This is a genomic window from Pseudomonas sp. TH10 (genome assembly GCF_016651255.1).
In the GTDB taxonomy this organism is placed as follows: Bacteria; Pseudomonadota; Gammaproteobacteria; order Pseudomonadales; family Pseudomonadaceae; genus Aquipseudomonas.
Map to the genome: position 1 here is coordinate 16734 of NZ_JAEKEG010000031.1, position 24148 is coordinate 40881.

The following is a 24148-nucleotide window of genomic DNA, read 5'->3' on the forward strand; positions in this document are numbered from 1 at the left end:
CGCCATTCAACACCGGGCATGTTCGTTTTCAAAGGTTCAAACGAACCCGTAATACCTGGACATATTTTTGCCAGTCATCCAGCACTGCACACTGCTCCGGCGTGGCAGTAAGCATCAGTTGAGCTGCGGCCTCTGCAAAAGAGTTGAGGGTATTGGGCGCGCCCCACTCAGGTGCAGACAAACGCTGCCGACAGAATATCTGCCAGCGTTCCTGTTCTTCGAAACTCAGGGTGTCAGGGAAGTTGCGCGCGCGATATCGAAACAATAATTCTGGGAGGCGTTCATCATCGAACGGCCACTTCTGTTGTGCCAGTTGCGCGGGATCTGCCGACCGGACTTGTTCACACAAACGCCGATCCCGATCGCCGATAAAACCATCGTATAACTGTTGTTCCGGGTCATCACTGGCAGGAAAACCTTCGCGGGCATAGATCGCCTGAACTTTATCTTTCCAAACTTGCTGTGCGTCACTTAGCCGCAGCGCACGCGCCTGATAAAGCGTCATGTCCAGCCCAAGGCGGTGCTGATCCTGCTCACGCAGTACCGACAAGGGCGCTACGACCGGGCACTTGTTGATGTGAATAAGTTTCAACGGCACCGGCAATTCGCCCTCGGCCAGATCATCGCTGCGGGTATACAGGCGCTCGCGAAGCGCTTCGGCATCCAGATCGAGCAAGCATTGGGGATCGAGGTGCAAGTCACAGACAATCAGGGCGTTCTTGTTTTTCGGGTGCCACGCCAGGGGCAAGACCACCCCGACATAGTTGCGCGCCGCCGAGAAGCGCCCGGAGATGTGCACCATGGGTTGCAGCAGACGGATCTGATCCAGCACCTTCTGCTTGCCGCGCAACTGAAAGAGCCAGTCGTAAAGTTTTGGCTGCTTTTGCCGGATCAGCCGCGCCAGGGCGATAGTGGCGCGCACGTCCGACAGCGCTTCGTGGGCGTTGCCGTGGTCGATGCCGTTGGCTGCCGTCAGGCGTTCGAGCTTGAGTGTCACTCTACCCTGTTCGTCCGTCGGCCACGCCAGGCCATCGGGGCGCAGGGCGTAGGCGGCGCGCACCACGTCGATCAGGTCCCAGCGGCTGTTACCGCCCTGCCACTCGCGGGCGTAAGGGTCGAAGAAATTCCGGTACAGGCTGTAACGCGTCATCTCGTCATCGAAACGCAAAGTGTTGTACCCGGCGCCACAGGTGCCGGGCGCGGCCAGCTGTGCGTGTACCCGGGTCATGAAATCGGCCTCGCTCAAACCTTTTTCGGCGAGCTGGCTGGGGGTGATGCCGGTAATTGCACACGCCGCCGGGTGCGGCAGGATGTCTTCGCTGGGTTGGCAGTAGAGGTTGACCGGCTCGTCGATTTCGTTGAGCTCATGGTCGGTGCGAATCCCGGCGACCTGCAGCGGGCGGTCGCAACGCGGATTGATGCCAGTGGTTTCGTAGTCGTACCAGAAGATGGAAGTCACGGGCGGTTCCTGAACTGAAGATCGGCAAAGTCTAGGCGCTCAACCCTTGTCGCGGCCAGCCTCGCGTCATTTCAGTACGTTGCTTCACACGCGGTGCAATACATAGTTATGTCGTTTCCCCCCGAGAGGCTGCTAGCATCGGACGCACTTGCACTCAGAACAGGCGAACATCAGGTAGCCCATGCTCGAGCCCACAGCACCGCCAAGGAAAGCACCGCTGACCCCGCCGCTGGACACGCGGCATCAGGTCGAAACGCCGGAAGGCATCGACCTGCCTTTGCGTCCCGCCGGGTTGATGGTGCGGGCCGTGGCGTTCAGCATCGACCTGGGCATTCGCGGCGTGATCATGGCCGTACTGTTTATCGTGCTGGCATTTCTCGGCAAGCTCGGCATGGGCCTTGGGTCGCTGCTGCTGTTTGCGATCAGTTGGTGGTACATGGTGCTGTTTGAAGTGCTCAACCAGGGCCGTTCGCCGGGCAAGCAGTGGATGGGGTTGCGCGTCGTACAGGACGATGGCACCCCGGTCGGCTGGTCCGCCTCGCTGTTGCGCAACCTGCTGCGGTTCGTTGACATGCTGCCCTTCGGCTATGCCCTGGGCGCGATCAGTTGCCTGCAACACCCTACCTTCAAACGCCTGGGCGACCTCGCCGCCGGCACGCTGGTGATCTACCGCGAACAACCGCCCAAGCGCCCGGCGCTGCCTGACGTCGAACCCCGTCGTCCCGTGGTGACCCTTACCCTGGCCGAGCAGCGGGCCATCCTCGGATTTGCCGAACGCCAGGGTGACCTTTCTGCAGCACGGGCCGGCGAGCTGGCCGCCATCGTCGCCCAACCCTTGCAACTCCACGAACCGAAGGCCGTCGCCGAACTCGGCGGGATTGCCCGCGGCTTGATGGGGCCGGCATGAAGCAGAGTCTGTTCGAGAACCGCCACAAGGTTGAATGGGAGCGATTTTCCCTGACGCTCGACGGCCTGGAACGGGGTAAAAAAACCTCCGGCGCGAGCAGTTTCCCTGCGGACTACCGTCGCCTGTGCCATCAACTGGCGCTGGCCCGTGAGCGTGGCTACAGCAGCTTCCTGGTTGACTCATTGCAGCAACTGGCCCTACGTGGTCATCAGCAACTGTACCGCCAACGCGGCCAGCTGGGAGCCAAGGCCTTGGCGTTTATCCTGGCCGACTTTCCGCGACTGGTGCGCGAGCAGTGGCACTTCGTCCTCGCGGCAGGCCTGTTGTTCTTCGCCAGCCTGATCGGTTTTACGCTGCTGGTTTACTGGTTTCCGGAGCTGATCTACAACCTGATTCCGGCGGAGCAGGTCAGGCAAATGCAGGAAATGTATAACCCCGAATCCGGCCACCTGGGGCGCCCCGCCGACCGCGCCGCGAGCGAAGACTGGGTGATGTTCGGTTACTACGTGATGCACAACATCGGCATCGCCTTTCAGACCTTCGCCAGTGGCTTGCTGATGGGCGTGGGCAGCGCGTTCTTTCTGTTTTACAACGGGCTGGTCATCGGCGCCGTCGCCGGGCACCTGACCGAAATCGGTTTCGGCCAGACTTTCTGGCCATTCGTCATCGGCCATGGCGCCTTCGAACTGACGGCCATCGCCCTTGCTGGCGCGGCCGGTCTGAAACTGGGTTGGGCCTTGATCGCCCCAGGGCGGCTGACCCGCGCCGAGGCGTTGAAACACGCTGCGCGCAAGAGCGTACTGCTGATCTGCGGGGTCATGCTGTTCCTGCTGATCGCGGCGTTCATTGAAGCCTATTGGTCGTCGAAAAACAGTCTGGCACCGCAGACCCAATATCTGGTCGGCGCCGGACTCTGGGGTTTGGTGGCGACTTATCTGCTGTTCGCCGGAAGGACGCGCCATGCGCCTGAGTGACGCCACTGTCGTGCTGCGGCCGCGCACCACCTGGGAAGCCATGGACCTGGGCGTGCTCATGAGCCAGCAGCATCGACGCCTGCTGATGACCAGTTGGGCGATCGTCACCCTGCCGCTGTTCGCTCTGCTGAGCATTGTGTTCTGGGACTCACCGTCGCTGGCGGTGTTTATTTTCTGGTGGCTAAAACCGGCGTACGAACGCCTGCCGCTGTACATCCTGTCGAAAGCCCTGTTCGGCGAAACACCGACGCTCAAACAAGCGTTGCGCGAGTGGCCACGCTTGCTCAAACTGCAACTGCTGGCCAGCCTGACCTGGCGCCGCCTGAGTTTGAGCCGCAGCTTCCTGATGCCGGTGGTGCAACTCGAAGGCCTCGATGGCAGTGCCCGCCAACAACGCCTGAACGTTCTGCTGCAGCGCAATGCCGGCGCCGCGCAATGGCTGACCCTCATCGGCGTACACCTGGAAACGGCGCTGTGGATCGGCCTGATGGTGCTGTTCTACCTGTTGCTGCCGCAGCAGGTAGAAACCGATTGGGACTGGCAAGCCTTGATTTCCGCCAGTCAGCAGGACTGGGGGTGGCTCGAACACCTGAGCAATCTCTTTTACGTGCTGGTGTTGATCGTGTGGGAACCGATCTATGTAGCCTGTGGTTTCAGCCTGTACCTGAACCGGCGCACGGTGCTGGAAGCCTGGGACCTCGAACTGGTGTTTCGCCGACTGCGCCAGCGCCTGAGCACTGCCGCCATTGTACTGCTGGCGAGTTTTTTAATGATGCCCACGATGCAAGATTCCTGGGCCGCAGTGCCGGCCGTTTCCCCTGATAGCCCGCGCCTTCTGGAACAACCCCTGACCAGCCAGGCCTCCCGGGACAGCATCAAGGCAATCCTTGATAACCCGCCGTTCAAGAATAAAGAAACCGTGACCCGCTATCGCTTCGGCGAAGAGCAAGCGGGCCCTGGAAACGCTGATGATGACCCCACCCCTGGCTGGCTCAAGGCATTACTCGAACTGCTCGACGCCCAGCGTTTCGGCGCAGTGGCGACGCTGCTCGAAGCGTTGCTGTGGGGCGCAGTGATCGGGGCGGCGGGCTTGTTGATCTGGCATTACCGCGACTGGCTGCAGGCCTTCGTCAGCCGTCGTCCGCCAACAAACCGAAAAACACTGCAGGCGCCGCCCCGGCAGGCATTCGGCCTCGACCTTGGCCGCGAAACCTTGCCCGCCGACATTGCCGCCAGTGCCGAACGGCTGTGGCAGACCCAACCCCGAGAAGCCTTGGGCTTGCTCTATCGTGCCCTGCTAAGCCACTTGCTGCACGACTTCAACATGCCGCTGAAACCGGCCGACACCGAAGGCGAGGTGCTGCAGCGTATCGAACAATTGAACCAGCCGGCATTGGCCGCCTTCAGTAAAAGCCTTACCGGTCACTGGCAGAACATGGCCTACGGGCATTGCGTGCCTCCCACACTGGCACAACAGCAATTGTGTGACGGCTGGCGTGCCTTGTTCGGCCCGGGAGCCTCGCGTTGAAACGCGGTTACGGCCTGGTGCTCGGCACGATCATCGCGGTGCTGGTGGCGTGCCTGGCTATCTACCTGTATCTGAAGGCCACGCCTTATCAGGAGCAGATCGATCACGGTCCCGCGCCCGAAGCCCTGGCCAACCCTTATCTGGCAGCCGAACAATTCCTGCGCAAACAGAGCCTGAGCGTCGGCCACGCCAATGGCCTCGACATCCTGCCCTCGCTCGATCCGCGCCAGCACAGCCTGTTGCTGTTCGGCGATCGGTACAACATGACGCCCAGGCAGGTCGACCAGATCATGAACTGGACACGCGCCGGCGGGCGCCTGGTGTTCGTCGCCGAATCGCTGTGGGATGAGCAGACCAAACAAAGTAACGACCTGCTGCTCGATCGGGTGCAACTGCATCAATCCTTGAGCAAGGATCTCAAAGAGCCGCCCGCCGACCTCGAACAGGACCGCTTCCCCAAGCTGACCAAGCTCTATCTGGAAGACGAGGACGCACCGGCCTACGCCGGCTTCGACACCGATTTCCACCTCGACGATCCAAAGAATCTCGCTCAGGCCTGGGCCAACAGCGCCAAGGCCACGCACATGATGCAACTCAATCACGGATTGGGCTCGATCGTGGTGGTTACCGACGCCGACCTGTGGAAAAACCCGGCCATCGACCAGTACGACAATGCCTGGCTGCTCTGGTACCTCACCGCCGATACGCAGGTGACGTTGGTGTTCAATACCGATCACGACAACCTGGTGACCCTGCTGCTGCGCTATTTCCCCCAGGCACTGGTGGCGTTGATCGCGCTGATCGGCCTGGGCTGCTGGCACGCCGGCGTACGCCATGGCCCGTTGCAGGAAACCCCTGCGCCAGCGCGCCGCCAACTGCTGGAACACTTGCGCGCCAGCGCTGCTTTCATGCTGCGCCGCAATGGCCAGCAGAGCCTGCTGCAAGCCTTGCGACAGGACATCCTGCGGCGCGTGCGACGCCGTCACCAGGGGTTTGATCAACTCGGCGTCGCCGAACAATGGCTGGTGCTGTCACGCCTGACCGGCCACCCCACACGCGCTATCAGCCAGGCCATGAGCCCGCGACCGAAGCAGCGGCTCAACAGCGCCGACTTCAGCCGCCAGGTGGCCCACCTGCAATCCTTGAGGAACGCCTTATGATGAGTGAACAGCCAGAACCTGGAACGCCAAGCCACGCTGCCCAGCAACGCCTGCGCGCCAGCCAGCTGGCCCAGGCGGTCAGGGCTGAGTTGCAGAAGGCACTGATCGGCCAGGATTCAGTGATCGATGACGTGCTGACCGCCCTGATCGCGGGCGGACATGTCCTGCTCGAAGGGGTGCCGGGGCTGGGCAAGACCCTGCTGGTGCGCGCCCTGGCCCGATGCTTCGGCGGTGAATTTGCGCGCATCCAGTTCACCCCGGACCTGATGCCCAGCGACGTCACCGGCCACGCCGTGTACGACCTGCAGACCGAACAGTTCAAGTTGCGCAAGGGTCCGCTGTTCACCAACCTGCTGCTGGCCGATGAGATCAACCGCGCCCCGGCCAAGACGCAGGCGGCGCTGCTGGAAGCCATGCAGGAACGCCAAGTCACCCTCGAAGGCCGCGCCCTGCCCATCGCGCAACCGTTCATGGTGCTCGCCACGCAAAACCCGATCGAACAGGAAGGCACCTACCCTCTGCCGGAAGCTGAACTCGACCGCTTCATGCTCAAGGTGCGCATGGATTACCCCGACGCCGAACAAGAACTGAACATGGTGCGTCAGGTCAGCCGCTCGACCCGCGCCGACATGCTCGATGTGCAGCCGCTGCGCACCGTGTTGCAAGCCAAAGATGTGCAAGCATTGCAGCGCATCGCCAGTGATCTGCCGCTGGATGATCAGGTGCTCGATTACGCCGTACGCCTGGCGCGCAGCACCCGCACGTGGCCGGGCCTGACGCTGGGCGCCGGGCCGCGCGCCTCTATTGCACTGGTGCGCTGCGCCCGCGCCCGAGCGTTGTTGCGCGGTGGCGAGTTCGTGATTCCCGACGACATCAAGGGCTGCGCGCTGGCCGTGCTGCGCCATCGCGTGCGCGTCGCGCCGGAGCTGGACATCGAAGGTTTGCACGTCGATCAGGTGTTGCAGCAATTGCTCGACCAAGTCCCGGCGCCGCGCCTGTGAAACCCTCGCGCCTGCTGCTGATCTGGCTGGCATTGCTGCTGGCCATCGGTATCGCGCTCGGAGCGTTACGCGCGCTCGGCGTCGCGCTGCCCGCCAGTCTGGCGTCGATCAGTTGGGGATTGCTCCTGGCGCTGCTGATGCTGGCGATCCTCGACGCCGTGCGTGCCAGCCGCCAAGCCTCGCCGCGGATCACCCGGCATATGCCCACAAGCCTGGCTCTGGGGCGCTGGAGTGACGTGCGACTGGAGGTCGAACATGACTCAGCACACTCACGAATCCTTGAACTGCATGACCACGCTCCCGATGGCCTGAGCGTCGAGAACCTGCCACTGTCGGTCGAACTTCAACCGGGACATCGCAGCCAGCTCAGTTATCGTCTGCGCCCACTCAAGCGCGGCCACTTCAGTTTCGAACATTGCGAAATCAATCTGGCGAGTCCACTGGGCCTGTGGACCCGCAAGCGCCTGTTACCCGTGATCGACAGCACCCGCGTCTATCCCGACTTCGCCCACCTCTACGGCGGCCAGCTACTGGCAGTAGACAACTGGCTCAGCCAGCTCGGGGTGCGCCAGCGGCAACGCCGGGGCCTGGGTCTGGAGTTTCATCAGCTGCGCGAATTTCGCGAGGGTGACAGCCTGCGACAGATCGACTGGAAAGCCACCGCACGCCAGCGCACGCCGATTGCCCGGGAATACCAGGATGAACGCGACCAGCAGATCATTTTCATGCTCGACTGCGGTCGGCGCATGCGCAGCCAGGACGGCGAGCTGGCGCACTTCGATCACGCCCTCAACGCCTGCCTGCTGTTGAGCTATATCGCCTTGCGCCAGGGCGACGCCGTGGGCCTGTGCACTTTTGCCAGCGACCAGCCGCGCTATCTGGCGCCGGTCAAAGGCAGCGGCCAGCTCAACGTGTTGCTCAATGCAGTTTATGACCTGGACACCACCCAGCGCCCTGCGGATTACCAGGCAGCCGCCAGCCAGCTACTGGCCCGGCAGAAACGCCGCGCCCTGGTGGTGCTGATCACCAATCTGCGGGACGAGGACGATGAAGGCTTGCTCAGCGCCGTCCAACGCTTGGGCAAACAACACAGGGTGCTGCTGGCAAGCTTGCGCGAAGAGGTGCTCGACCGCGTGCTGCAGACTCCGGTGCAGACCCTCGAGGAATCACTTACCTACTGCGGCACGGTGGACTACATGAACTCACGGGCGCAGCTCCACGAGGGACTGAGCGCCCATGGCGTACCGGTGGTGGATGTGCGCCCGGGGGAACTGGGGGCAGCGCTGGTGACGCACTATTTAAGCCTGAAGCGCAGTGGCAGCACCTGAAGCTTGCGCTTGCTGTCAGGCCGAGGCCGGCAACGGCTGGAAACTGAAGTACTGCCTCAGGGCGCTGACCAGATACCCATATTCCGCAGGCGTTCGCTGCAGGCTGAAACCGGCATCGTAATGATGCGGCGTCGCGTCTTCGTGGCACCAAAGACAACATCCCCGCACATCGATGATCTGTTGGCTGCCATCAGTGGCCGGGATTTTGAGGCGCAAATCAAAATCGGCGCCGACCATCATCGGCAACTGGCTGATCAACATCAGCCCGTCCTCGGACACATTACCCAGGAACCCGATGGGTTTGTCTGTCACGCTGTTAAACACTCTCAGAAAATACGGCAGCTGATGCCGTTCGATCCGGCGGTTGGTGAACATGCTGAATTCGCTTTGCCAGGCCCCTTAAGCAGGGCCGCACTAATGCTTCGGAACGGACCCGCCTGCGTGGGCAATGGGTACGCTCTCCCCGATCCTGGTTCGACAGTCCGTTGAACCGCTGCCGCTTACTTGGGCCGATCACAGGTGTGGCGCCTGTCTGGAGACAGGGCCCCAGACCCGGGCCCTTGGACTATAGCTCACCGCACGCGGTGAGCCAGGCTTGGTATGACAACTGTAATCAGAAACGCGTCGCCCGCACGGCGCTGGTGCTGGTGCTGGTGCTGCGCAGCGGGTAATGACCCAGGCTCTGCAAGGTTTCCAGGCGGGCACGGGCGCGGTAGGCATATTCGCTATTGGGGTACGAGGCCATGATGAACTGATAGGTCTGCGCAGCATCGACAAACATTTTCTGCCGCTCAAGGCACTGGCCGCGCATCATCGACACTTCCGGCCACACATACGGGCGGGCACGGCTGGCGCGCTCGACCTTGGACAGTTCGAGCATGACCTGCTCGCAGTTGCCGCGATCATAAGCGCTGTAGGCGTTGTTCAAATGATGGTTCATCGACCAACGGGTGCAGCCCGTGACGGCGAGGACGCTGAGGGCAAGGGCGGCAATGGGTACGAATCGCATGAGGGTTCTCCTGTCTTGAGCTCTGTATCGACCCTGCGTCGAAAATCTTCAGCAATGTTCGTTTCAACAGACAAACGAATAAGTAGTGCAAACGAACAATGACTACACCAACGGAGCATAGTAGCCTCTGCTAGCGCTTGAACTCAGGAGTCTTTGCATGTCCGTCCGTCGTACCAAAATCGTCGCTACCCTTGGCCCGGCCAGTAACTCGCCGGAAGTTCTCGAACAGCTGATTCTGGCTGGTCTGGACGTCGCCCGTCTGAACTTCTCCCACGGCACCCCCGACGAGCACAAGGCTCGCGCGAAGCTGGTGCGTGACATTGCTGCCAAGCACGGCCGCTTCGTTGCCCTGTTGGGTGACCTGCAAGGCCCGAAAATCCGTATCGCCAAATTCGCCAACAAGAAGATCGAGCTGAAGATCGGTGACAAGTTCACCTTCTCCACCAGCCATCCGTTGACCGAAGGCAACCAGCAGATCGTCGGCATCGACTATCCGGACCTGGTCAAGGACTGCGGCGTGGGCGACGAGCTGCTGCTCGACGACGGTCGCGTGGTGATGCGCGTCGACACCGCGACCGCCACCGAACTGAACTGCACCGTGATCATTGGCGGTCCGCTGTCGGACCACAAAGGTATCAACCGTCGCGGCGGCGGCCTGACTGCACCGGCCCTGACCGAGAAAGACAAAGCCGACATCAAGCTGGCTGCTGAAATGGAGGTTGATTACCTCGCCGTGTCCTTCCCGCGTGACGCCGCAGACATGGAATACGCGCGCCAACTGCGCGACGAAGCTGGCGGTACCGCCTGGCTGGTGGCGAAGATCGAACGCGCCGAAGCCGTGGCCGACGACGAAACCCTCGACGGTCTGATCCAGGCTTCCGACGCGGTGATGGTTGCCCGTGGTGACCTGGGTGTGGAAATCGGCGACGCCGAACTGGTGGGCATTCAGAAGAAAATCATTCTGCACGCACGCCGCCACAACAAGGCTGTGATCGTCGCGACCCAGATGATGGAGTCGATGATCCAGAACCCGATGCCAACCCGCGCCGAAGTGTCCGACGTGGCCAACGCCGTGCTCGACTACACCGACGCCGTGATGCTCTCGGCTGAATCCGCTGCGGGTCTGTACCCACTGGAAGCTGTGCAAGCGATGGCGCGCATCTGCGTCGGCGCTGAAAAGCACCCGACCGGCAAGACGTCCAGCCACCGCATCGGCAAAGTCTTCGAAAGCTGCGACCAGAGCATCGCGCTGGCGGCCATGTATACCGCCAACCACTTCCCGGGTGTGAAGGCGATCATCGCACTGACCGAAAGTGGCTACACGCCGTTGATCATGTCGCGCATCCGTTCTTCGGTGCCGATCTACGCGTTCTCCCCGCACCGCGAGACTCAAGCGCGCGCGGCGATGTTCCGAGGCGTGTACACCGTGCCGTTCGACCCGGCATCGCTGCCGCCGCACGAAGTCAGCCAGAAAGCGATCGACGAGCTGGTCAAGCGCGGCGTTGTGGAGAAAGGCGACTGGGTCATCCTGACCAAAGGCGACAGCTACCACACCACCGGCGGCACCAACGGCATGAAGATCCTGCACGTTGGCGACCCGATGGTCTGAGACTTCAGCCAGTAAAGGAGGCCCCCAGTTCGCGCTGGGGGGCCTTTTTTTGGGGTATCTGATGGGCCCCCGCCAGCCAACAGCACTCAACCGCGGGGCAGGAAGGCGTCGGCCAATAGTTGATTGCGCGGCAGTCCCGCCAGGTACAGGCGCCGGGCAAAGGCATCAACGCTGTCGGGGCCGCCGCATAGCAAGGCCTGGGTCTGCCGGGAAACCAGGCGCAGTTGTGCCAGTGTCGTGGGCAGATCCGCCGGGGTCCACAGCTCGATGCTGAGGTTCGGGCGGGTGGCGGCCATGGCCTGTAGCGGCTTGGCCAGGTAGTGCTCGCTGGGGTCGTGGGCCAGGTGAATCACGCGGATGGACCCTTGGTGATCCTGCAGCAATGCCTCGCGCAGGATGCCGAACAACGGCCCCAGCCCAGTGCCCGCCGCCAACAGCCATAGCGGGCGGTCGTGCCAGTCCGCATCATAGTGCAGTGCCCCGCCGCGCAACTCGCCAAGACGGATCGAATCGCCGATCTGCATCAGCCGGGCGGCATCGCTGAACGCGCCCGGTTGCCGGCAATCGATGTGAAACTCCAGGAACCGGTCTTCCTGAGGCAGGCTGGCAAGCGAGTAGGGTCGTGCGACTTGTCCCGCCCACAGCACCAGATGCTGCCCGGCGCTATAACGCAAGGGCGTTGTGGCACCAGGCGCAGGCGCAACACATGGGCGCTGAGCCAATCGATCGCACTCACCTCGGCGGGGCGACCATCGTGCTGTGGATCGAAGGCATGCACCTGCAGATCCTCCACCACCTGGCACTGACAGGCCAGCCGCCAACCCTGCTGGCGCTGCTCGGGACTGAGGGCGTCGGGCCGGGTGTCGCTGGGCAGCCCTTGCAGGCACTGCACCAGGCACGCGTGACAGCTGCCGGCGCGGCAGCTATATGGCACGGCCTCGCCGTTGCTGTTCAACGCGTCGAGCAGGTTGCTGCCCGGCGCGACCGACCACCGCCGCTCGCCCACGCGCAACTCAGGCATCGGCGTTCTCCCACGCCGCCGCGCAGCGATTGCGCCCGTCGCGTTTGGCGCGATAAAGCGCCTGGTCGGCGCGGTGCAAGGCATCGTCCAGATCGTCACCCAACTCCAGCAATGTCATGCCCGCCGACAGGCTGAGGTGGCTGACGCTGATGCCGATCAGCTCGACGTCGGTAAAGGCGATGCGCAAACGCTCGCAACATGAAGTCAGGCGCTCGGCATTGCAGTCGGGCAGCAGCACCACGAACTCTTCGCCGCCATAGCGGGCGAGTACGTCGCCATCGCGCAGACACGCCTGCGCGACAGCGGCGAACGCCTGCAACACCTGGTCTCCGGCGGCATGGCCGTGCAGGTCGTTGATGCGCTTGAAATGGTCGAGGTCGATCAACGCCAGGCCATGCATCACATCGCTGTCCAGCGCATTCAGCTCACGAGAGGCCAGGCGCAGAAAGTGCCGGCGATTGAACAGCCCGGTCAGTTCGTCAGTGGCGACCAGGTCTTCGAGTTGGCGCATCATCCCGCGCAGGGTGTCCTGATGCGCCTGCAAGGCAAACCGGCGCTGACGCATGCGCTGCCGCGAGGCCTGGACATAACGGGCGTAAAGCACCAGCCACGCCAGCACCATCGCCAGAATGCCCACCTGCAATGCAGCCAGCGCCGGCTCTGGCAGAAGAAAGTGGTAACCGTCCCAGAGCGTGATCGCGCAGAAACTGAAAAACACCATCAGCGCGCAGCGAATGAACGCGCGTCGACTGAGGTGAAACAGGCCAAACAGCAGGATAAGTACATAAAAAACCAGAAAAGCGCCGCGCGCCTCATCCAGATGAGCGATCAGCCAGGTCTGCCAGCCGAGGCCGAGCAGTACTTGCACTTCGGTCAGGCTGGGGTCGGCGTAACGTTGGTTGCGGCCGGTCCAGAACATCACAAACAGGGCCGCCTGAGTGATCACCACCAGTGCGCTGCCGATGGCTACAGCACTGAGGGTCTGGTCGTAATGCCCGGTAAAAAACGCCAGCCACAGCAGCAGCAGAGCCAATCCGTAGGTGGCCGCAGCAAGGGCAAAACGTTTGAGCAGAAGACGTTGAATAGCGTTATGGGTCAATCGTTGACTCACCGTGCGATAGGAGGCTGACCGAGTGTCCTACTCTACAGACCGGCTGCCACTTTAGTGGCGTAGTCGATAAATGACCAATCAATTCTAAGATCGAAAAAATGGCGTCAAAACCATGACTCTACTTGCTGGTCAATCCTGCCTTCGATGACGCCTGAACCCTATGCGACCAACGAATGACTGCCGGCGCGTGTATGCCTCACCGAGGCGCGGTATACTGCCGCGCCTTTTTAGCGTCGCGCCAGCAGCCCCGGCGTGCCTTGAAAGGTGCTTGCAACCGACCGATGCACCCAAGCTGCAAGCACCTTATTGAATGTTCCCGTCTTTTAGAGGAGCGCGACTCATGACCGTGATCAAGCAAGACGACCTGATTCAGAGCGTTGCCGACGCCCTGCAGTTCATTTCCTATTACCACCCCGTGGATTTCATCCAGGCGATGCACGAAGCCTACCTGCGCGAAGAATCGCCAGCAGCCCGTGACTCGATGGCGCAAATCCTGATCAACTCGCGCATGTGTGCCACCGGCCATCGCCCGATCTGCCAGGACACCGGTATCGTTACCGTGTTCGTGCGCGTCGGCATGGACGTGCGTTGGGATGGCGCCACCATGGGCCTGGACGACATGATCAACGAAGGCGTGCGTCGCGCCTACAACCTGCCGGAAAACGTCCTGCGTGCCTCGATCCTCGCCGACCCGGCGGGCGCTCGTAAAAACACCAAGGACAACACCCCGGCCGTCATTCACTACTCCATCGTCCCGGGCAACACCGTTGAAGTGGACGTGGCGGCCAAGGGCGGCGGTTCCGAGAACAAGTCGAAAATGGCCATGCTCAACCCGTCCGACTCGATCGTCGACTGGGTGCTGAAAACCGTTCCGACCATGGGTGCCGGCTGGTGCCCACCGGGCATGCTCGGTATTGGTATCGGCGGCACCGCCGAGAAAGCTGCAGTGATGGCCAAAGAAGTGTTGATGGAATCCATCGACATTCACGAGCTGAAAGCCCGTGGCCCACAGAACCGCATCGAAGAAATGCGTCTGGAGCTGTTCGAGAAGGTCAATCAGTTGGGCATCGGCGCCCAGGGCCTCGGTGGCCTGACCACCGTGCTCGACGTGAAGATCATGGATTACCCGACCCACGCAGCCTCGCTGCCGGTGTGCATGATCCCCAACTGCGCCGCTACTCGTCACGCGCACTTCGTGCTCGACGGTTCCGGCCCGGCCTCGCTGGAGGCGCCACCGCTGGACGCCTACCCGGAAATCGTCTGGGAAGCCGGCCCGTCGGCTCGTCGCGTCAACCTCGACACCCTGACCCCGGAAGAAGTGCAGAGCTGGAAGCCGGGCGAAACGGTCCTGCTCAACGGCAAGATGCTCACCGGCCGCGACGCTGCGCACAAGCGCATGGTCGAGATGCTGAACAAGGGCGAAACCCTGCCGGTGGACCTCAAGGGTCGCTTCATCTATTACGTCGGCCCGGTTGATCCGGTGCGTGACGAAGTGGTTGGCCCTGCCGGCCCGACCACTGCAACGCGGATGGACAAGTTCACCCGTCAGATCCTTGAGCAAACCGGCTTGCTGGGCATGATCGGCAAATCCGAGCGCGGCCCGACCGCGATCGAAGCGATCAAGGACAACAAAGCCGTGTACCTGATGGCCGTCGGCGGCGCTGCTTACCTGGTCGCGCAAGCGATCAAGAAGTCGAAAGTGCTGGCGTTTGCCGAACTGGGCATGGAAGCGATCTACGAGTTCGAGGTCAAGGACATGCCGGTCACCGTTGCGGTGGACAGCAAAGGTGAGTCGGTACACATCACCGGCCCGGCGATCTGGCAGCAGAAGATCAGCGAAAGCCTGGCGGTAGAAGTGCAGTAAGCCTTTCAGACACGTCTGGCAAAGGCGACAGGGGTCATGCTCCTGTCGCCTTTTTTATGGCTCATGCTATGGTGCGCGCCCACCGTCCCGTTGTGTAACGCCCAGCATGTTCGAGTCCTCTCGCCCCTTGCGCCTGACGCTCTACTCCCTCGTCATCGTTGCCGGCGCCGTCATCGCCGCCACCCTGGCCATGCGCCATGCCGAGCGCCAGGCATTGGTGGAGGACGCTGCCCGGGCCAACCAGCAGCTGGGTTTGTACGCGACCTCGCTGCACACCTTGATCGAACGCTACCGCGCCCTGCCCGCTGTGCTGGCCCTGGACCCTGAGTTGCGTTCGGCACTCGATGGACCATTGACGGCCCAACAGCAGGACCTGCTCAACCGCAAGCTGGAAAAGATCAACGGCGCCGCCGAGTCTTCGACCCTGGAACTGCTCGATGAAACCGGTCTCGCCGTGGCCGCGAGCAACTGGCGCCTGCCCAGCAGTTACGTCGGCCACAACTATGGCTTTCGTCCCTACTTCAGCCAGACCCGCACCCTGGGGTCCGGACGCTTCTATGCAGTGGGGGTGACCAGCGGGATTCCCGGTTATTTCCTGTCCAGTGCGGTGACTGCCGACGATGGGCGCTTCCTCGGTGCCATGGTGGTCAAGCTCGAGTTTCCCGAGCTGGAGCGTGAATGGCGCCAGGGCAGCGATACTTTGCTGGTCAGCGATGCCCGCGGCGTGATCTTCATTGCCAATCAGCCAGGCTGGCGTTATCGCTTGCTCAAACCACTGAATGACAGCGATCACGCCGAACTCAAGGCCACCCGCCAGTACGACAAGCAGCCCCTGAAACAGCTGGACTATCAGCCCCTGCAGAGTTTCGACGACAACAGTCACCTGGCGCGGGTCGATGGCCCGGATGGCAAAGTTGACTACCTGTGGGAATCCCTGCCCCTGGCCGCCGAAGGCTGGACCCTGCATCTGCTGCGTCGCCCGCAGGTGCCCTTTGAAGACAGCCGCACTGCTGCACTGGCTGCAGCCGGGTCGTGGCTGGCGCTGGTTTTCCTTCTGCTATTTCTCAATCAGCGTTGGCGTCTGGCCAGGATCCGCCAGCGCAGTCGCGAAGAGCTCGAGCGCCTGGTCGAAGAACGCACCCGCGACCTGCGCACCGCTCAGGATGGCCTGGTGCAGTCGGCCAAACTCGCCGCCCTGGGCCAGATGTCCGCCGCCCTGGCCCATGAAATCAACCAGCCGCTGACCGCCCAGCGCATGCAACTGGCCACCCTGCGCCTGTTGCTCGACCACGGCCGGGTAGATGACGCCTACAAGGCACTCAAACCGGTGGATGACATGCTGACGCGCATGGCTGCCCTGACCGGCCACCTCAAGACGTTTGCCCGCAAGAGCCCCAGCGGCCTGCGCGAACGCCTGGACCTGGCGACTGTGGTGGACCAGGCGCTGCAACTGCTCGAAACCCGCCTGCGCGAGGAACAGGTCAGCACGGTGCTGCACCTGACGCGCCCGGCCTGGGTGCGTGGTGATTCGATTCGCCTGGAGCAGGTGCTGATCAATCTATTGCGCAACGCCCTGGACGCGATGCACGACAAGCCCTGCAAGCGCCTGGAAATCCGGTTGGAAGAAGATGAAAAGCTGTGGCGCCTGACCGTGTCCGATAATGGTGGCGGCATTGCCGAGGAACACCTGGCAAAAGTCTTCGATCCGTTTTTCACCACCAAACCCGTGGGCGATGGCCTGGGCATCGGGCTGGCCGTATCCTTTGCCATCGCTCACGAATCCGGCGGCCGCCTGAGCGCGACCAACCAGGGTAACGGCGCCGCTTTCACCCTCACCCTGCCGATCGACCAGGAGGCCCAGGGCCCATGCTCAACTCAGTGATCGTCGTCGACGACGAAAGCAGCATTCGTAGCGCCGTCGAACAATGGTTGAGCCTGTCAGGCTTCGAAGTGCAGTTGTTCAGTCGCGCTGAAGAATGCCTCGCCGCCCTGCCCGCGCACTATGCCGGGGTGATCCTCAGCGATGTGCGCATGCCCGGTATCGGCGGGCTGGCGTTGTTGGCTGAAGTGCACAAGCGCGACGCCGATCTGCCGGTGATTCTGCTCACTGGCCACGGCGATGTGCCGATGGCGGTCGAAGCGATGCGTGATGGCGCCTACGACTTTCTGGAAAAACCGTTCAGCCCGCAAACCCTGCTGGGCAGCTTGCGCCGGGCCCTCGACAAACGCCGCCTGGTCCTGGAAAACCGTGCCCTGCACGAGCAGGCCGACAACCGCGCCAAACTCGACACGACGCTGCTGGGGGTTTCCCGTGGCTTGCAGACGTTACGCCGGCAAGTGCTGGAACTGGCGGCATTGCCGGTCAATGTGTTGATCCGCGGCGAGACCGGCAGCGGCAAGGAACTGGTTGCCCGTTGTCTGCATGATTTCGGTCCACGGGCGGACAAGCCCTTTGTGGCGCTGAACTGTGCGGCGATCCCTGAGCAATTGTTCGAGGCCGAGTTGTTCGGACATGAGAGTGGCGCCTTTACCGGCGCCTCCGGCAAACGGATCGGCAAGCTGGAATACGCCGATGGCGGCACGCTGTTTCTCGATGAAATCGAAAGCATGCCGTTGGCTCAACAGGTGAAACTGCTGCGGGTGTTACAGGAGCAGAAGCTTGAACGGTTAGGCTCGAACCAGAGTATTCGTGTCGACTTGCGCATTGTGGCGGCGACCAAACCTGACCTGCTCGATGAAGCCCGCGCCGGACGCTTTCGTGAGGATCTGGCGTATCGACTGAACGTCGCCGAGCTGCGTTTGCCGCCGCTGCGGGAGCGGCGTGAAGACATTCCGTTGCTGTTCGAGAACTTTGCCCAGAGTGCGGCGCAGCGCCTCGGCCGGACTTTCCCGCCGCTAACGGGCGCCCAGTTGAGTCATCTGCTCAGCCATGACTGGCCGGGCAACGTGCGTGAACTGGCCAACGTCGCCGAACGCCAGGTGCTGGGGCTGGATGAGCCGGCGCCAAGGATTGATCCCGGCCAGTCGCTCGCGGCGCAGCAGGAGGCATTTGAAGCGCAGTGCTTGCGCGCGGCGCTGACGCGGCACAAGGGCGATGTGAAAGCGGTGCTTGAAGAACTGCAACTGCCGCGCCGGACCTTTAATGAAAAGATGCAGCGGCATGGGTTGAGTCGGGAGATGTTTGTTTCAGGCAGCTGAGTTTTGCAGCGCATTATCCGGCTTCTTCGCGAGCAGGCTCGCCCCCACCTTGGAAATGCATGTCCCTGTGGGAGCGAGCCTGCTCGCGAAGACGTCAGCAGATCCCCGCAAATGCTCAGATGCATAAGCAAATTTCCGCTCACCAGTAGTGTCCCATAAGCGGATTTCCGCTCAACAAACTCCCTCACCCCCTCTAAACCGGCCTTCTCCCCGTTGGCACAGCTCCTGCTATAGCCCCCACAGGCTGCGTTTCTACGCGCTCCACAAAAACAATTAAACGAAGGATCCTTCAATGGATAACTCCAACGCCCTGCCCCTTGGGTCGGCTGCCGTGCCCGCCAAAGAAAGAACCACCGCCAACCGAATCAAATCGATCTTCAGCGGCTCCGTCGGCAACATGGTCGAGTGGTACGACTGGTACGTTTATGCCGCCTTCTCGCTGTACTTCGCCAAAGCCTTTTTCCCTAAAGGCGACACCACCGCCCAACTGTTGAACACCGCTGCGATTTTCGCCGTAGGTTTCCTGATGCGCCCGATCGGCGGCTGGCTGATGGGCTTGTACGCTGACAAGGTCGGCCGCAAGAAAGCCCTGATGGCCTCGGTTTACCTGATGTGCTTCGGCTCGCTGATCATCGCGCTGAGCCCTGGTTACGAAACCATCGGTGTCGGCGCGCCAGTCCTGTTGGTGTTTGCGCGACTGCTGCAGGGCCTGTCGGTCGGCGGCGAGTACGGCACCTCGGCCACTTACCTCAGCGAGATGGCGACCAAAGAGCGTCGCGGCTTCTTCTCCAGCTTCCAGTACGTGACATTGATCTCCGGCCAGCTCATCGCGCTGGGTGTACTGATCGTCCTGCAGAACGTCCTCACCACCGAAGAGCTGTACGCGTGGGGCTGGCGTATTCCGTTCGCCATCGGCGCGCTGTGCGCAGTCGTGGCGCTGTATCTGCGTCGCGGCATGGAAGAAACCGAGTCGTTCACCAAGAAAGAGAAGTCCAAGGAAAGCGCGATGCGCACCTTGCTGCGTCACCCGAAAGAGTTGCTGACCGTGGTCGGCCTGACCATGGGTGGCACCCTGGCGTTCTATACCTACACCACGTACATGCAGAAGTATCTGGTGAACACCGTCGGCATGAGCATCTCCGACTCGACCACCATTTCCGCTGCCACGCTGTTCCTGTTCATGTGCCTGCAACCGATCATCGGTGGCCTGTCGGACAAGATCGGTCGTCGTCCGATCCTGATCGCCTTCGGCGTGCTGGGAACGATTTTCACCGTGCCGATCCTGATGACCCTGCACACCATTCAGACCTGGTGGGGTGCGTTCTTCCTGATCATGGCGGCGCTGATCATCGTCAGCGGTTACACCTCGATCAATGCCGTGGTGAAGGCTGAACTGTTCCCGACCGAAATCCGCGCACTGGGCGTTGGCCTGCCGTACGCGCTGACCGTGTCGATCTTCGGCGGTACTGCCGAATACATCGCGCTGTGGTTCAAGAGCAGCGGCATGGAAACCGGCTACTACTGGTACGTGACCGGGTGTATCGCAGTGTCTTTGCTGGTGTATATCACCATGAAAGACACTCGCAAGCACTCGCGCATCACCACGGACTAAGTCCGCTGGCGTCATCAAAGGGGCAGTCCTTCGCGGGCCTGCCCCTTTTTCATTGTGGTGTCCACTGTAGGAGCGAGCTTGCTCGCGATGGACGACAACGATAACGTGGGCCGCCTGGAGGAACGCGTTTCCCGCACGTTTTTCGCGAGCAAGCTCGCTCCTGCAGAAGCCACCCGAAACGATCCCCAGGAACCCGTTCATGCCCGATGACATCCACTTCTACGAACCCGCCAATGGCCACGGCCTGCCCCACGATCCGTTCAACGCCATCGTCGGCCCGCGCCCTATTGGCTGGATCTCTTCGCAGGATGCCAATGGTCAGCTCAATCTGGCGCCGTACAGCTTCTTCAACGCCTTCAACTACATTCCGCCGATCATTGGTTTTTCCAGCGTCGGGCGCAAAGACAGCCTGAACAACATCGAGCAGACCGGCGAATTCGCCTGGAACCTCGCCACTCGCCCATTGGCCGAGCAGATGAACCAGAGCTGCGCGATGGTCGCGCCTGAGGTCAACGAATTTGAATTGGCGGGATTGACGACCGTCGCGTCAAAAGTGATTTCGGTGCCACGGGTCGCCGAAAGCCCGGTGTCCTTTGAATGCAAGGTCACGCAGATCATTCAGTTGCAGCGCGCCGATGGCGAAACCGTGCCGAGCTGGTTGATCCTCGGCGAAGTGGTCGCCGTGCATATCGCCAAATGGCTGTTGAAGGACGGCATCTACGACACCGCCGCGGCAGAACCGATTCTGCGCGGCGGCGGGCCGGCGGACTATTTCCAGTTGGGGCCCGAGGCCCTGTTCAAGATGTTCCGCCCGGGGGCGACCCGGTAGCTACTGTTCAGATGACTACCAGATCAGTTCGCCGTCTTCGCCGACGCCCTTGAGGTGCGTCAGTTGCATGGCGGCAGCCTCGTCCGCCTCCTTGGCGGTCTTGAAGGTCTGTTCTTCCAGCAGCTTGTTGAAGCGCGGTGCGCCCGAGCTACCGATGGCTTTGGTGGCAATCGCCGCGTAGTAACCGCCCTCGCGGGGGACAACGGCCGATACGGCTTCGAAGGTTTCAAAGGCTTTACGTGCCATGTCGGGCATCCTGGCTGATTGAGAATGCCGTCATTAAACCCTCAACCCGCCATTTTGTGTACCCAGGACCGGGTCTGTCCGAGCGCCTGGGCGGCTGATACTTGCTCGAAGGTATGAAAATCCAGGCTGTTGACCACCAGGTCCTCCACCAACTCGGCAAAAATCTGCATGGCCGGGGTGCTGAAGTAGGCCGTCATGGCCTGTTGATCGAGCCAGAAACCGGACACCAGCCACAACTCCGGATCGCATTGTGAATGTTGCAAGGCGAAGCTCAGGCAGCCCGGTGCAGTACGCGACGGCTCTATCAGGGCACTGAGACGCGCGCCCAGTTCCGCCGAACGCCCGGCACGAGCCCGAACATAGGCCATATGGCTGACGGGGATTTGCGTAGACATGTTAAACCCTCCCAGGTACTCAAGTGGCAGCCGTGGGACGGGCTGCGACAGGATCAAAGGTTAAGCGCGCCCGGGAGAACGCGGTTAGTCGATTCCTGCCGGCTTGTTGCACGATCCTGCCACGCTTCTCCGGGAACCTGTAACAACCTGTAAATCCTGTCACAGCGTTGAAATATGACTTTCAAGCAAGTTTGCCCGGCTAGCGCCCGCCGCCAACGTGAAACACTTGAGCGCGTTGCAGAATCAGGCAAGCATTTCGCAGGATGTGTCTACCGCTTGCGCTTGCACAAACATATGCTCTGCCCCATTCCACCTCCCCTGCCGAGGATGCCGTGCATGACGTCATTCGATCGTTTTCAAGCCGAACCCACTGCTGACATGGAAAAGCAGCGCGCGGAACTGGCGGCGATCATCCGCCGCAACACGCTGGATGATGGCACCTATGCCACGGCCGTCGGCTCGCTGTTCATGTCACGCCACACCCAATCCCACGACTTTGCCCCGGTGCTCGCGCAACCGGCGCTGTGCATCATGGCGCAAGGTCGCAAAGAGGTGCGGCTGGCCGATGAGTACTTCAATTACGATCCGCTGAATTATCTGGTGGTGTCGGTTTCGATGCCGCTGAGCGGGCGCGTGGTTAACGTGTCGCCGGAGAATCCGATCCTCGCCGTGCGCCTGGACATCGACCCGGCAGAAATCACCGCGCTGATCGCCGACGCCGGCCCCATGGGCGTGCCGACGCGCCCTACCGGGCGTGGTTTGTATGTCGAGCAGATCGACAGTTCGATGCTCGATGCGGTGCTGCGTCTGGCGCGCCTGCTCGATGCGCCGAAAGACATCGCCATGCTCGCGCCGCTGATTCGCCGCGAGATTCTCTACCGTCTGCTGCGTAGCCCGCAGGGCCATCGTTTGTATGAGATTGCGATTGCCAACAGCCAGAGCCATCGCATCAGCCAAGCAATCAAATGGCTCAACGGCAACTTTGAACAGCCGCTGCGTATTGATGATTTGGCCAAAGAAGTGAATCTGAGCGTGTCGACGCTGCATCACCGGTTCAAGGCGATGACGGCAATGAGTCCGTTGCAGTATCAGAAGCAGTTGCGCCTGCAAGAGGCGCGGCGGTTGATGCTCGCCGAAGGGCTGGATGCGTCGGCGGCGGGGTATCGAGTGGGGTATGAGAGCCCGTCGCAGTTCAGCCGGGAGTACAGCCGGCTGTTCGGTGCGCCGCCGTTAAGGGATTTGGCGCGGTTGCGGTTGTCGGTGTAATCCAAATAGTGTCGGGTGGCCACTGGCCTCATCGCGGGCAAGCCCGCTCCCACAGTGATCTGTAGCGTTCACAGAACCTGTGGGAGCGGGCTTGCCCGCGATGAGGCCGCAAAGGCCGCCATCGAATCTGGATCAGGCGCCGAGCACCCGGCACGCCTCGGCCGGCAGGGTCACCGATACCGGGTTGCCGATGCTCAGGCCGAAGCCCTGGCAAGGCGTACTCAAGGCAGTAAACGACACCCCCGAACACTCCACCGTGGTTTCAATCGTCGCGCCGATGTCGCGCACGAACGTCACCCTGCCGAGCAGACGGTTTCCCGCCGTGGCCTGGGGCTGCGACAGCTGGAGGTCCTCGGGACGAATCAGCATCTTGACCTTCGCCCCCGCCACTATGCTGCTGCAGATCGGCACTTGCAGGGCGTCCCCCCGGGCAAACCGACCTTGCCATTGCCCAGCGCCGTAGCCGGGAAAATGTTGCCCGAGCCGATGAAGTCGGCAACGAACTCGTTGGCCGGATGCCGGTAAATCTCGATGGGCGTCCCGACCTGCTGTACCCGATGTTCGCCCAACACGACGACGATATCGGCCATGGTCATGGCCTCACGCTGGTCGTGGGTGACCATGATGGTGGTGATGTTCAGGCGCTGTTGCAGTTGGCGGATTTCTACCTGCATCGATTCCCGCAGCTTGGCGTCCAGCGCCGACAGCGGTTCATCCAGCAACAGGATTTTCGGGTGTGAGGCAATTGCCCGGGCGATCGCCACGCGCTGGCGTTGCCCGCCGGACAACTTGGACACCGGGCGATCAATCATCTCCTGCAACTGAATCAGCTGCAGCAACTCCACCACCCGCGCCTGTTGATCAGCCTTGCTGACCCCACGCAGCTTCAAAGGGTAAGCGATGTTCTCCCCCACGGTCATGTGCGGAAACAGCGCCAGGGATTGGAACACCATGCCGAAATTGCGCAGATGCGCCGGGGTGTGGCCGATGTCTTCACCGTCCAGGCGGATCTCCCCGCCCGAGAGGGTTTCGAGCCCGGCGATCATGCGCAGCAGGGTGGTTTTCCCGCAGCCCGAGGGGCCGAGAAAACACACCAGCTTGCCCTCGGGCAAATGCAGGTTCACATCCTTGACCGCGCAGGCCGAGCCGTAGTGTTTTTCGACGTTTTCCAGAATCAGACCAGTCATGTTGCACCTCAAATCAAAAGGAAACGCCGCCCTCGCCCACCAGCTTCTCCAACGCCCAGATCAGGACGAAGTCGATCAGCACGATCAGCACGGCAAAGGAAAAGACAGTCGGGTCAAGCGATGACACGGTGCGGCTGTACATCCAGATAGGCACGGTCATGACATCAATGGTGTAGAGGAAGTAGGTCACGGTGAACTCGTTGAACGAGACGATGAACGCCAACAGCATCCCCGCCAGGATTCCCGACTTCATCAACGGCACCACCACGTCAACGATCGCCCGGGTGGGCGACGCGCCGAGCATCTGCGCAGCCTCTTCGACCTCACTGCCGATGGACAGCATCGCTGCGGTGCAATTCTTCACCACGAAGGGTAATGCCAGGATCACGTGCGCAATCACCAGGCGCGAGGTGGTCATCTGGAACGGCAGGCTGTCGAAAACCA

General features: G+C 61.7%; 20 protein-coding genes and 2 pseudogenes. 13 read left to right on the forward strand and 9 right to left on the reverse strand.

Annotated features, from left to right (window positions below; translation table 11 throughout):
• Positions 1 to 28 precede the first annotated feature (28 nt).
• Positions 29 to 1459, reverse strand: a complete 1431-nt coding sequence (gene sbcB / locus JFT80_RS04420; RefSeq protein ID WP_201147049.1) for an exodeoxyribonuclease I — start codon at positions 1457 to 1459, stop codon at positions 29 to 31.
• A 181-nt stretch (positions 1460 to 1640) separates the two neighbouring features.
• On the opposite strand from sbcB, the gene JFT80_RS04425 reads away from it, so the two are divergent.
• Genes JFT80_RS04425 through JFT80_RS04450 form a run of 6 tightly spaced genes read left to right on the forward strand, consistent with a single transcriptional unit; the run spans position 1641 to position 8357 of the window.
• On the forward strand, positions 1641 to 2366 hold the full coding sequence (locus JFT80_RS04425; protein WP_201147050.1) for an RDD family protein: 726 nt from the start codon (positions 1641 to 1643) through the stop codon (positions 2364 to 2366).
• Complete coding sequence (locus JFT80_RS04430) at positions 2363 to 3340, forward strand: stage II sporulation protein M (RefSeq protein ID WP_201147051.1); 978 nt, start codon at positions 2363 to 2365, stop codon at positions 3338 to 3340. Before JFT80_RS04425 ends, JFT80_RS04430 begins: the two co-directional genes overlap by 4 nt.
• On the forward strand, positions 3327 to 4868 hold the full coding sequence (locus tag JFT80_RS04435; protein ID WP_201147052.1) for a DUF4129 domain-containing protein: 1542 nt from the start codon (positions 3327 to 3329) through the stop codon (positions 4866 to 4868). Before JFT80_RS04430 ends, JFT80_RS04435 begins: the two co-directional genes overlap by 14 nt.
• A 14-nt stretch (positions 4869 to 4882) precedes the next feature.
• On the forward strand, positions 4883 to 6028 hold the full coding sequence (locus JFT80_RS04440; protein ID WP_374091323.1) for a DUF4350 domain-containing protein: 1146 nt from the start codon (positions 4883 to 4885) through the stop codon (positions 6026 to 6028).
• Positions 6028 to 7029: a MoxR family ATPase gene (locus JFT80_RS04445; RefSeq protein ID WP_201147065.1), complete on the forward strand. Its 1002-nt coding sequence runs from the start codon at positions 6028 to 6030 to the stop codon at positions 7027 to 7029. Before JFT80_RS04440 ends, JFT80_RS04445 begins: the two co-directional genes overlap by 1 nt.
• Positions 7026 to 8357: a DUF58 domain-containing protein gene (locus JFT80_RS04450; RefSeq protein ID WP_201147054.1), complete on the forward strand. Its 1332-nt coding sequence runs from the start codon at positions 7026 to 7028 to the stop codon at positions 8355 to 8357. Before JFT80_RS04445 ends, JFT80_RS04450 begins: the two co-directional genes overlap by 4 nt.
• Before the next feature lie 15 nt (positions 8358 to 8372).
• On the opposite strand, the gene JFT80_RS04455 is transcribed toward JFT80_RS04450, so the two are convergent.
• Both JFT80_RS04455 and JFT80_RS04460 read right to left on the reverse strand, forming a co-directional pair.
• Positions 8373 to 8732: a PilZ domain-containing protein gene (locus JFT80_RS04455; RefSeq protein ID WP_122840123.1), complete on the reverse strand. Its 360-nt coding sequence runs from the start codon at positions 8730 to 8732 to the stop codon at positions 8373 to 8375.
• A 238-nt stretch (positions 8733 to 8970) separates the two neighbouring features.
• Entirely contained in the window at positions 8971 to 9366 is a 396-nt protein-coding gene (locus JFT80_RS04460; RefSeq protein WP_201147055.1) for a tol-pal system YbgF family protein, read from the reverse strand.
• A gap of 157 nt (positions 9367 to 9523) precedes the next feature.
• Between JFT80_RS04460 and pyk the strand changes: the two genes are divergently transcribed.
• The gene (pyk, locus tag JFT80_RS04465; protein WP_201147056.1) at positions 9524 to 10975 is read left to right on the forward strand and encodes a pyruvate kinase; all 1452 of its coding nucleotides are present in this window, start codon (positions 9524 to 9526) and stop codon (positions 10973 to 10975) included.
• Between the two features lie 86 nt (positions 10976 to 11061).
• Here the strand turns inward: pyk and JFT80_RS04470 are convergent.
• Together JFT80_RS04470 and JFT80_RS04475 are read right to left on the reverse strand one after the other, a co-directional pair.
• Positions 11062 to 11996: pseudogene (locus JFT80_RS04470) on the reverse strand (iron-sulfur-binding ferredoxin reductase).
• Positions 11989 to 13095, reverse strand: coding sequence for a diguanylate cyclase (locus JFT80_RS04475; protein ID WP_201147057.1), 1107 nt, complete (start codon positions 13093 to 13095; stop codon positions 11989 to 11991). The pseudogene JFT80_RS04470 and the gene JFT80_RS04475 overlap by 8 nt, the downstream one beginning before the upstream one ends.
• Before the next feature lie 352 nt (positions 13096 to 13447).
• Between JFT80_RS04475 and JFT80_RS04480 the strand changes: the two genes are divergently transcribed.
• The 5 genes from JFT80_RS04480 to JFT80_RS04500 all read left to right on the forward strand — a co-directional run bounded on the left by JFT80_RS04480 (position 13448) and on the right by JFT80_RS04500 (position 20610).
• Positions 13448 to 14971, forward strand: coding sequence for a fumarate hydratase (locus JFT80_RS04480; protein WP_201147058.1), 1524 nt, complete (start codon positions 13448 to 13450; stop codon positions 14969 to 14971).
• A gap of 106 nt (positions 14972 to 15077) precedes the next feature.
• Positions 15078 to 16853, forward strand: coding sequence for an ATP-binding protein (locus JFT80_RS04485; RefSeq protein WP_122840118.1), 1776 nt, complete (start codon positions 15078 to 15080; stop codon positions 16851 to 16853).
• On the forward strand, positions 16838 to 18169 hold the full coding sequence (locus JFT80_RS04490) for a sigma-54 dependent transcriptional regulator (RefSeq protein WP_201147059.1): 1332 nt from the start codon (positions 16838 to 16840) through the stop codon (positions 18167 to 18169). The genes JFT80_RS04485 and JFT80_RS04490 overlap by 16 nt, the downstream gene beginning before the upstream one ends.
• A gap of 292 nt (positions 18170 to 18461) precedes the next feature.
• Entirely contained in the window at positions 18462 to 19781 is a 1320-nt protein-coding gene (locus tag JFT80_RS04495; protein ID WP_201147060.1) for an MFS transporter, read from the forward strand.
• Positions 19782 to 19980: 199 nt separating this feature from the next.
• A complete protein-coding gene (locus JFT80_RS04500; RefSeq protein ID WP_201147061.1) occupies positions 19981 to 20610 on the forward strand; it encodes a flavin reductase family protein in 630 nt (209 codons plus the stop codon).
• 15 nt (positions 20611 to 20625) lie between these two features.
• Here JFT80_RS04500 and JFT80_RS04505 read toward each other — a convergent pair whose 3' ends face one another.
• Positions 20626 to 20856, reverse strand: a complete 231-nt coding sequence (locus JFT80_RS04505) for a hypothetical protein (protein WP_045058271.1) — start codon at positions 20854 to 20856, stop codon at positions 20626 to 20628.
• Positions 20857 to 20897: 41 nt separating this feature from the next.
• On the reverse strand, positions 20898 to 21251 hold the full coding sequence (locus JFT80_RS04510; RefSeq protein ID WP_201147062.1) for a putative quinol monooxygenase: 354 nt from the start codon (positions 21249 to 21251) through the stop codon (positions 20898 to 20900).
• A 336-nt stretch (positions 21252 to 21587) separates the two neighbouring features.
• Between JFT80_RS04510 and JFT80_RS04515 the strand changes: the two genes are divergently transcribed.
• Positions 21588 to 22517: an AraC family transcriptional regulator gene (locus tag JFT80_RS04515; RefSeq protein WP_201147063.1), complete on the forward strand. Its 930-nt coding sequence runs from the start codon at positions 21588 to 21590 to the stop codon at positions 22515 to 22517.
• 132 nt (positions 22518 to 22649) lie between these two features.
• On the opposite strand, the pseudogene JFT80_RS04520 reads toward JFT80_RS04515, so the two are convergent.
• Both JFT80_RS04520 and JFT80_RS04525 read right to left on the reverse strand, forming a co-directional pair.
• Positions 22650 to 23704, reverse strand: a pseudogene (locus JFT80_RS04520) (ABC transporter ATP-binding protein).
• Between the two features lie 13 nt (positions 23705 to 23717).
• The coding region (locus JFT80_RS04525; RefSeq protein ID WP_201147064.1) for an ABC transporter permease at positions 23718 to 24148 on the reverse strand (431 nt) is incomplete at its 5' end.

Excerpts from the sequence above, each read along its gene's own strand:
- JFT80_RS04425 (WP_201147050.1), top strand. The coding sequence starts at position 1,641 with ATGCTCGAGCCCACAGCACCGCCAAGGAAAGCACCGCTGACCCCGCCG.
- JFT80_RS04430 (WP_201147051.1), top strand. The coding sequence starts at position 2,363 with ATGAAGCAGAGTCTGTTCGAGAACCGCCACAAGGTTGAATGGGAGCGA.
- JFT80_RS04435 (WP_201147052.1), top strand. The coding sequence starts at position 3,327 with ATGCGCCTGAGTGACGCCACTGTCGTGCTGCGGCCGCGCACCACCTGG.
- JFT80_RS04445 (WP_201147065.1), top strand. The coding sequence starts at position 6,028 with ATGAGTGAACAGCCAGAACCTGGAACGCCAAGCCACGCTGCCCAGCAA.
- JFT80_RS04455 (WP_122840123.1), bottom strand. The coding sequence starts at position 8,732 with ATGTTCACCAACCGCCGGATCGAACGGCATCAGCTGCCGTATTTTCTG.
- JFT80_RS04460 (WP_201147055.1), bottom strand. The coding sequence starts at position 9,366 with ATGCGATTCGTACCCATTGCCGCCCTTGCCCTCAGCGTCCTCGCCGTC.
- pyk (WP_201147056.1), top strand. The coding sequence starts at position 9,524 with ATGTCCGTCCGTCGTACCAAAATCGTCGCTACCCTTGGCCCGGCCAGT.
- JFT80_RS04480 (WP_201147058.1), top strand. The coding sequence starts at position 13,448 with ATGACCGTGATCAAGCAAGACGACCTGATTCAGAGCGTTGCCGACGCC.
- JFT80_RS04485 (WP_122840118.1), top strand. The coding sequence starts at position 15,078 with ATGTTCGAGTCCTCTCGCCCCTTGCGCCTGACGCTCTACTCCCTCGTC.
- JFT80_RS04490 (WP_201147059.1), top strand. The coding sequence starts at position 16,838 with ATGCTCAACTCAGTGATCGTCGTCGACGACGAAAGCAGCATTCGTAGC.
- JFT80_RS04495 (WP_201147060.1), top strand. The coding sequence starts at position 18,462 with ATGGATAACTCCAACGCCCTGCCCCTTGGGTCGGCTGCCGTGCCCGCC.
- JFT80_RS04500 (WP_201147061.1), top strand. The coding sequence starts at position 19,981 with ATGCCCGATGACATCCACTTCTACGAACCCGCCAATGGCCACGGCCTG.
- JFT80_RS04505 (WP_045058271.1), bottom strand. The coding sequence starts at position 20,856 with ATGGCACGTAAAGCCTTTGAAACCTTCGAAGCCGTATCGGCCGTTGTC.
- JFT80_RS04510 (WP_201147062.1), bottom strand. The coding sequence starts at position 21,251 with ATGTCTACGCAAATCCCCGTCAGCCATATGGCCTATGTTCGGGCTCGT.
- JFT80_RS04515 (WP_201147063.1), top strand. The coding sequence starts at position 21,588 with ATGACGTCATTCGATCGTTTTCAAGCCGAACCCACTGCTGACATGGAA.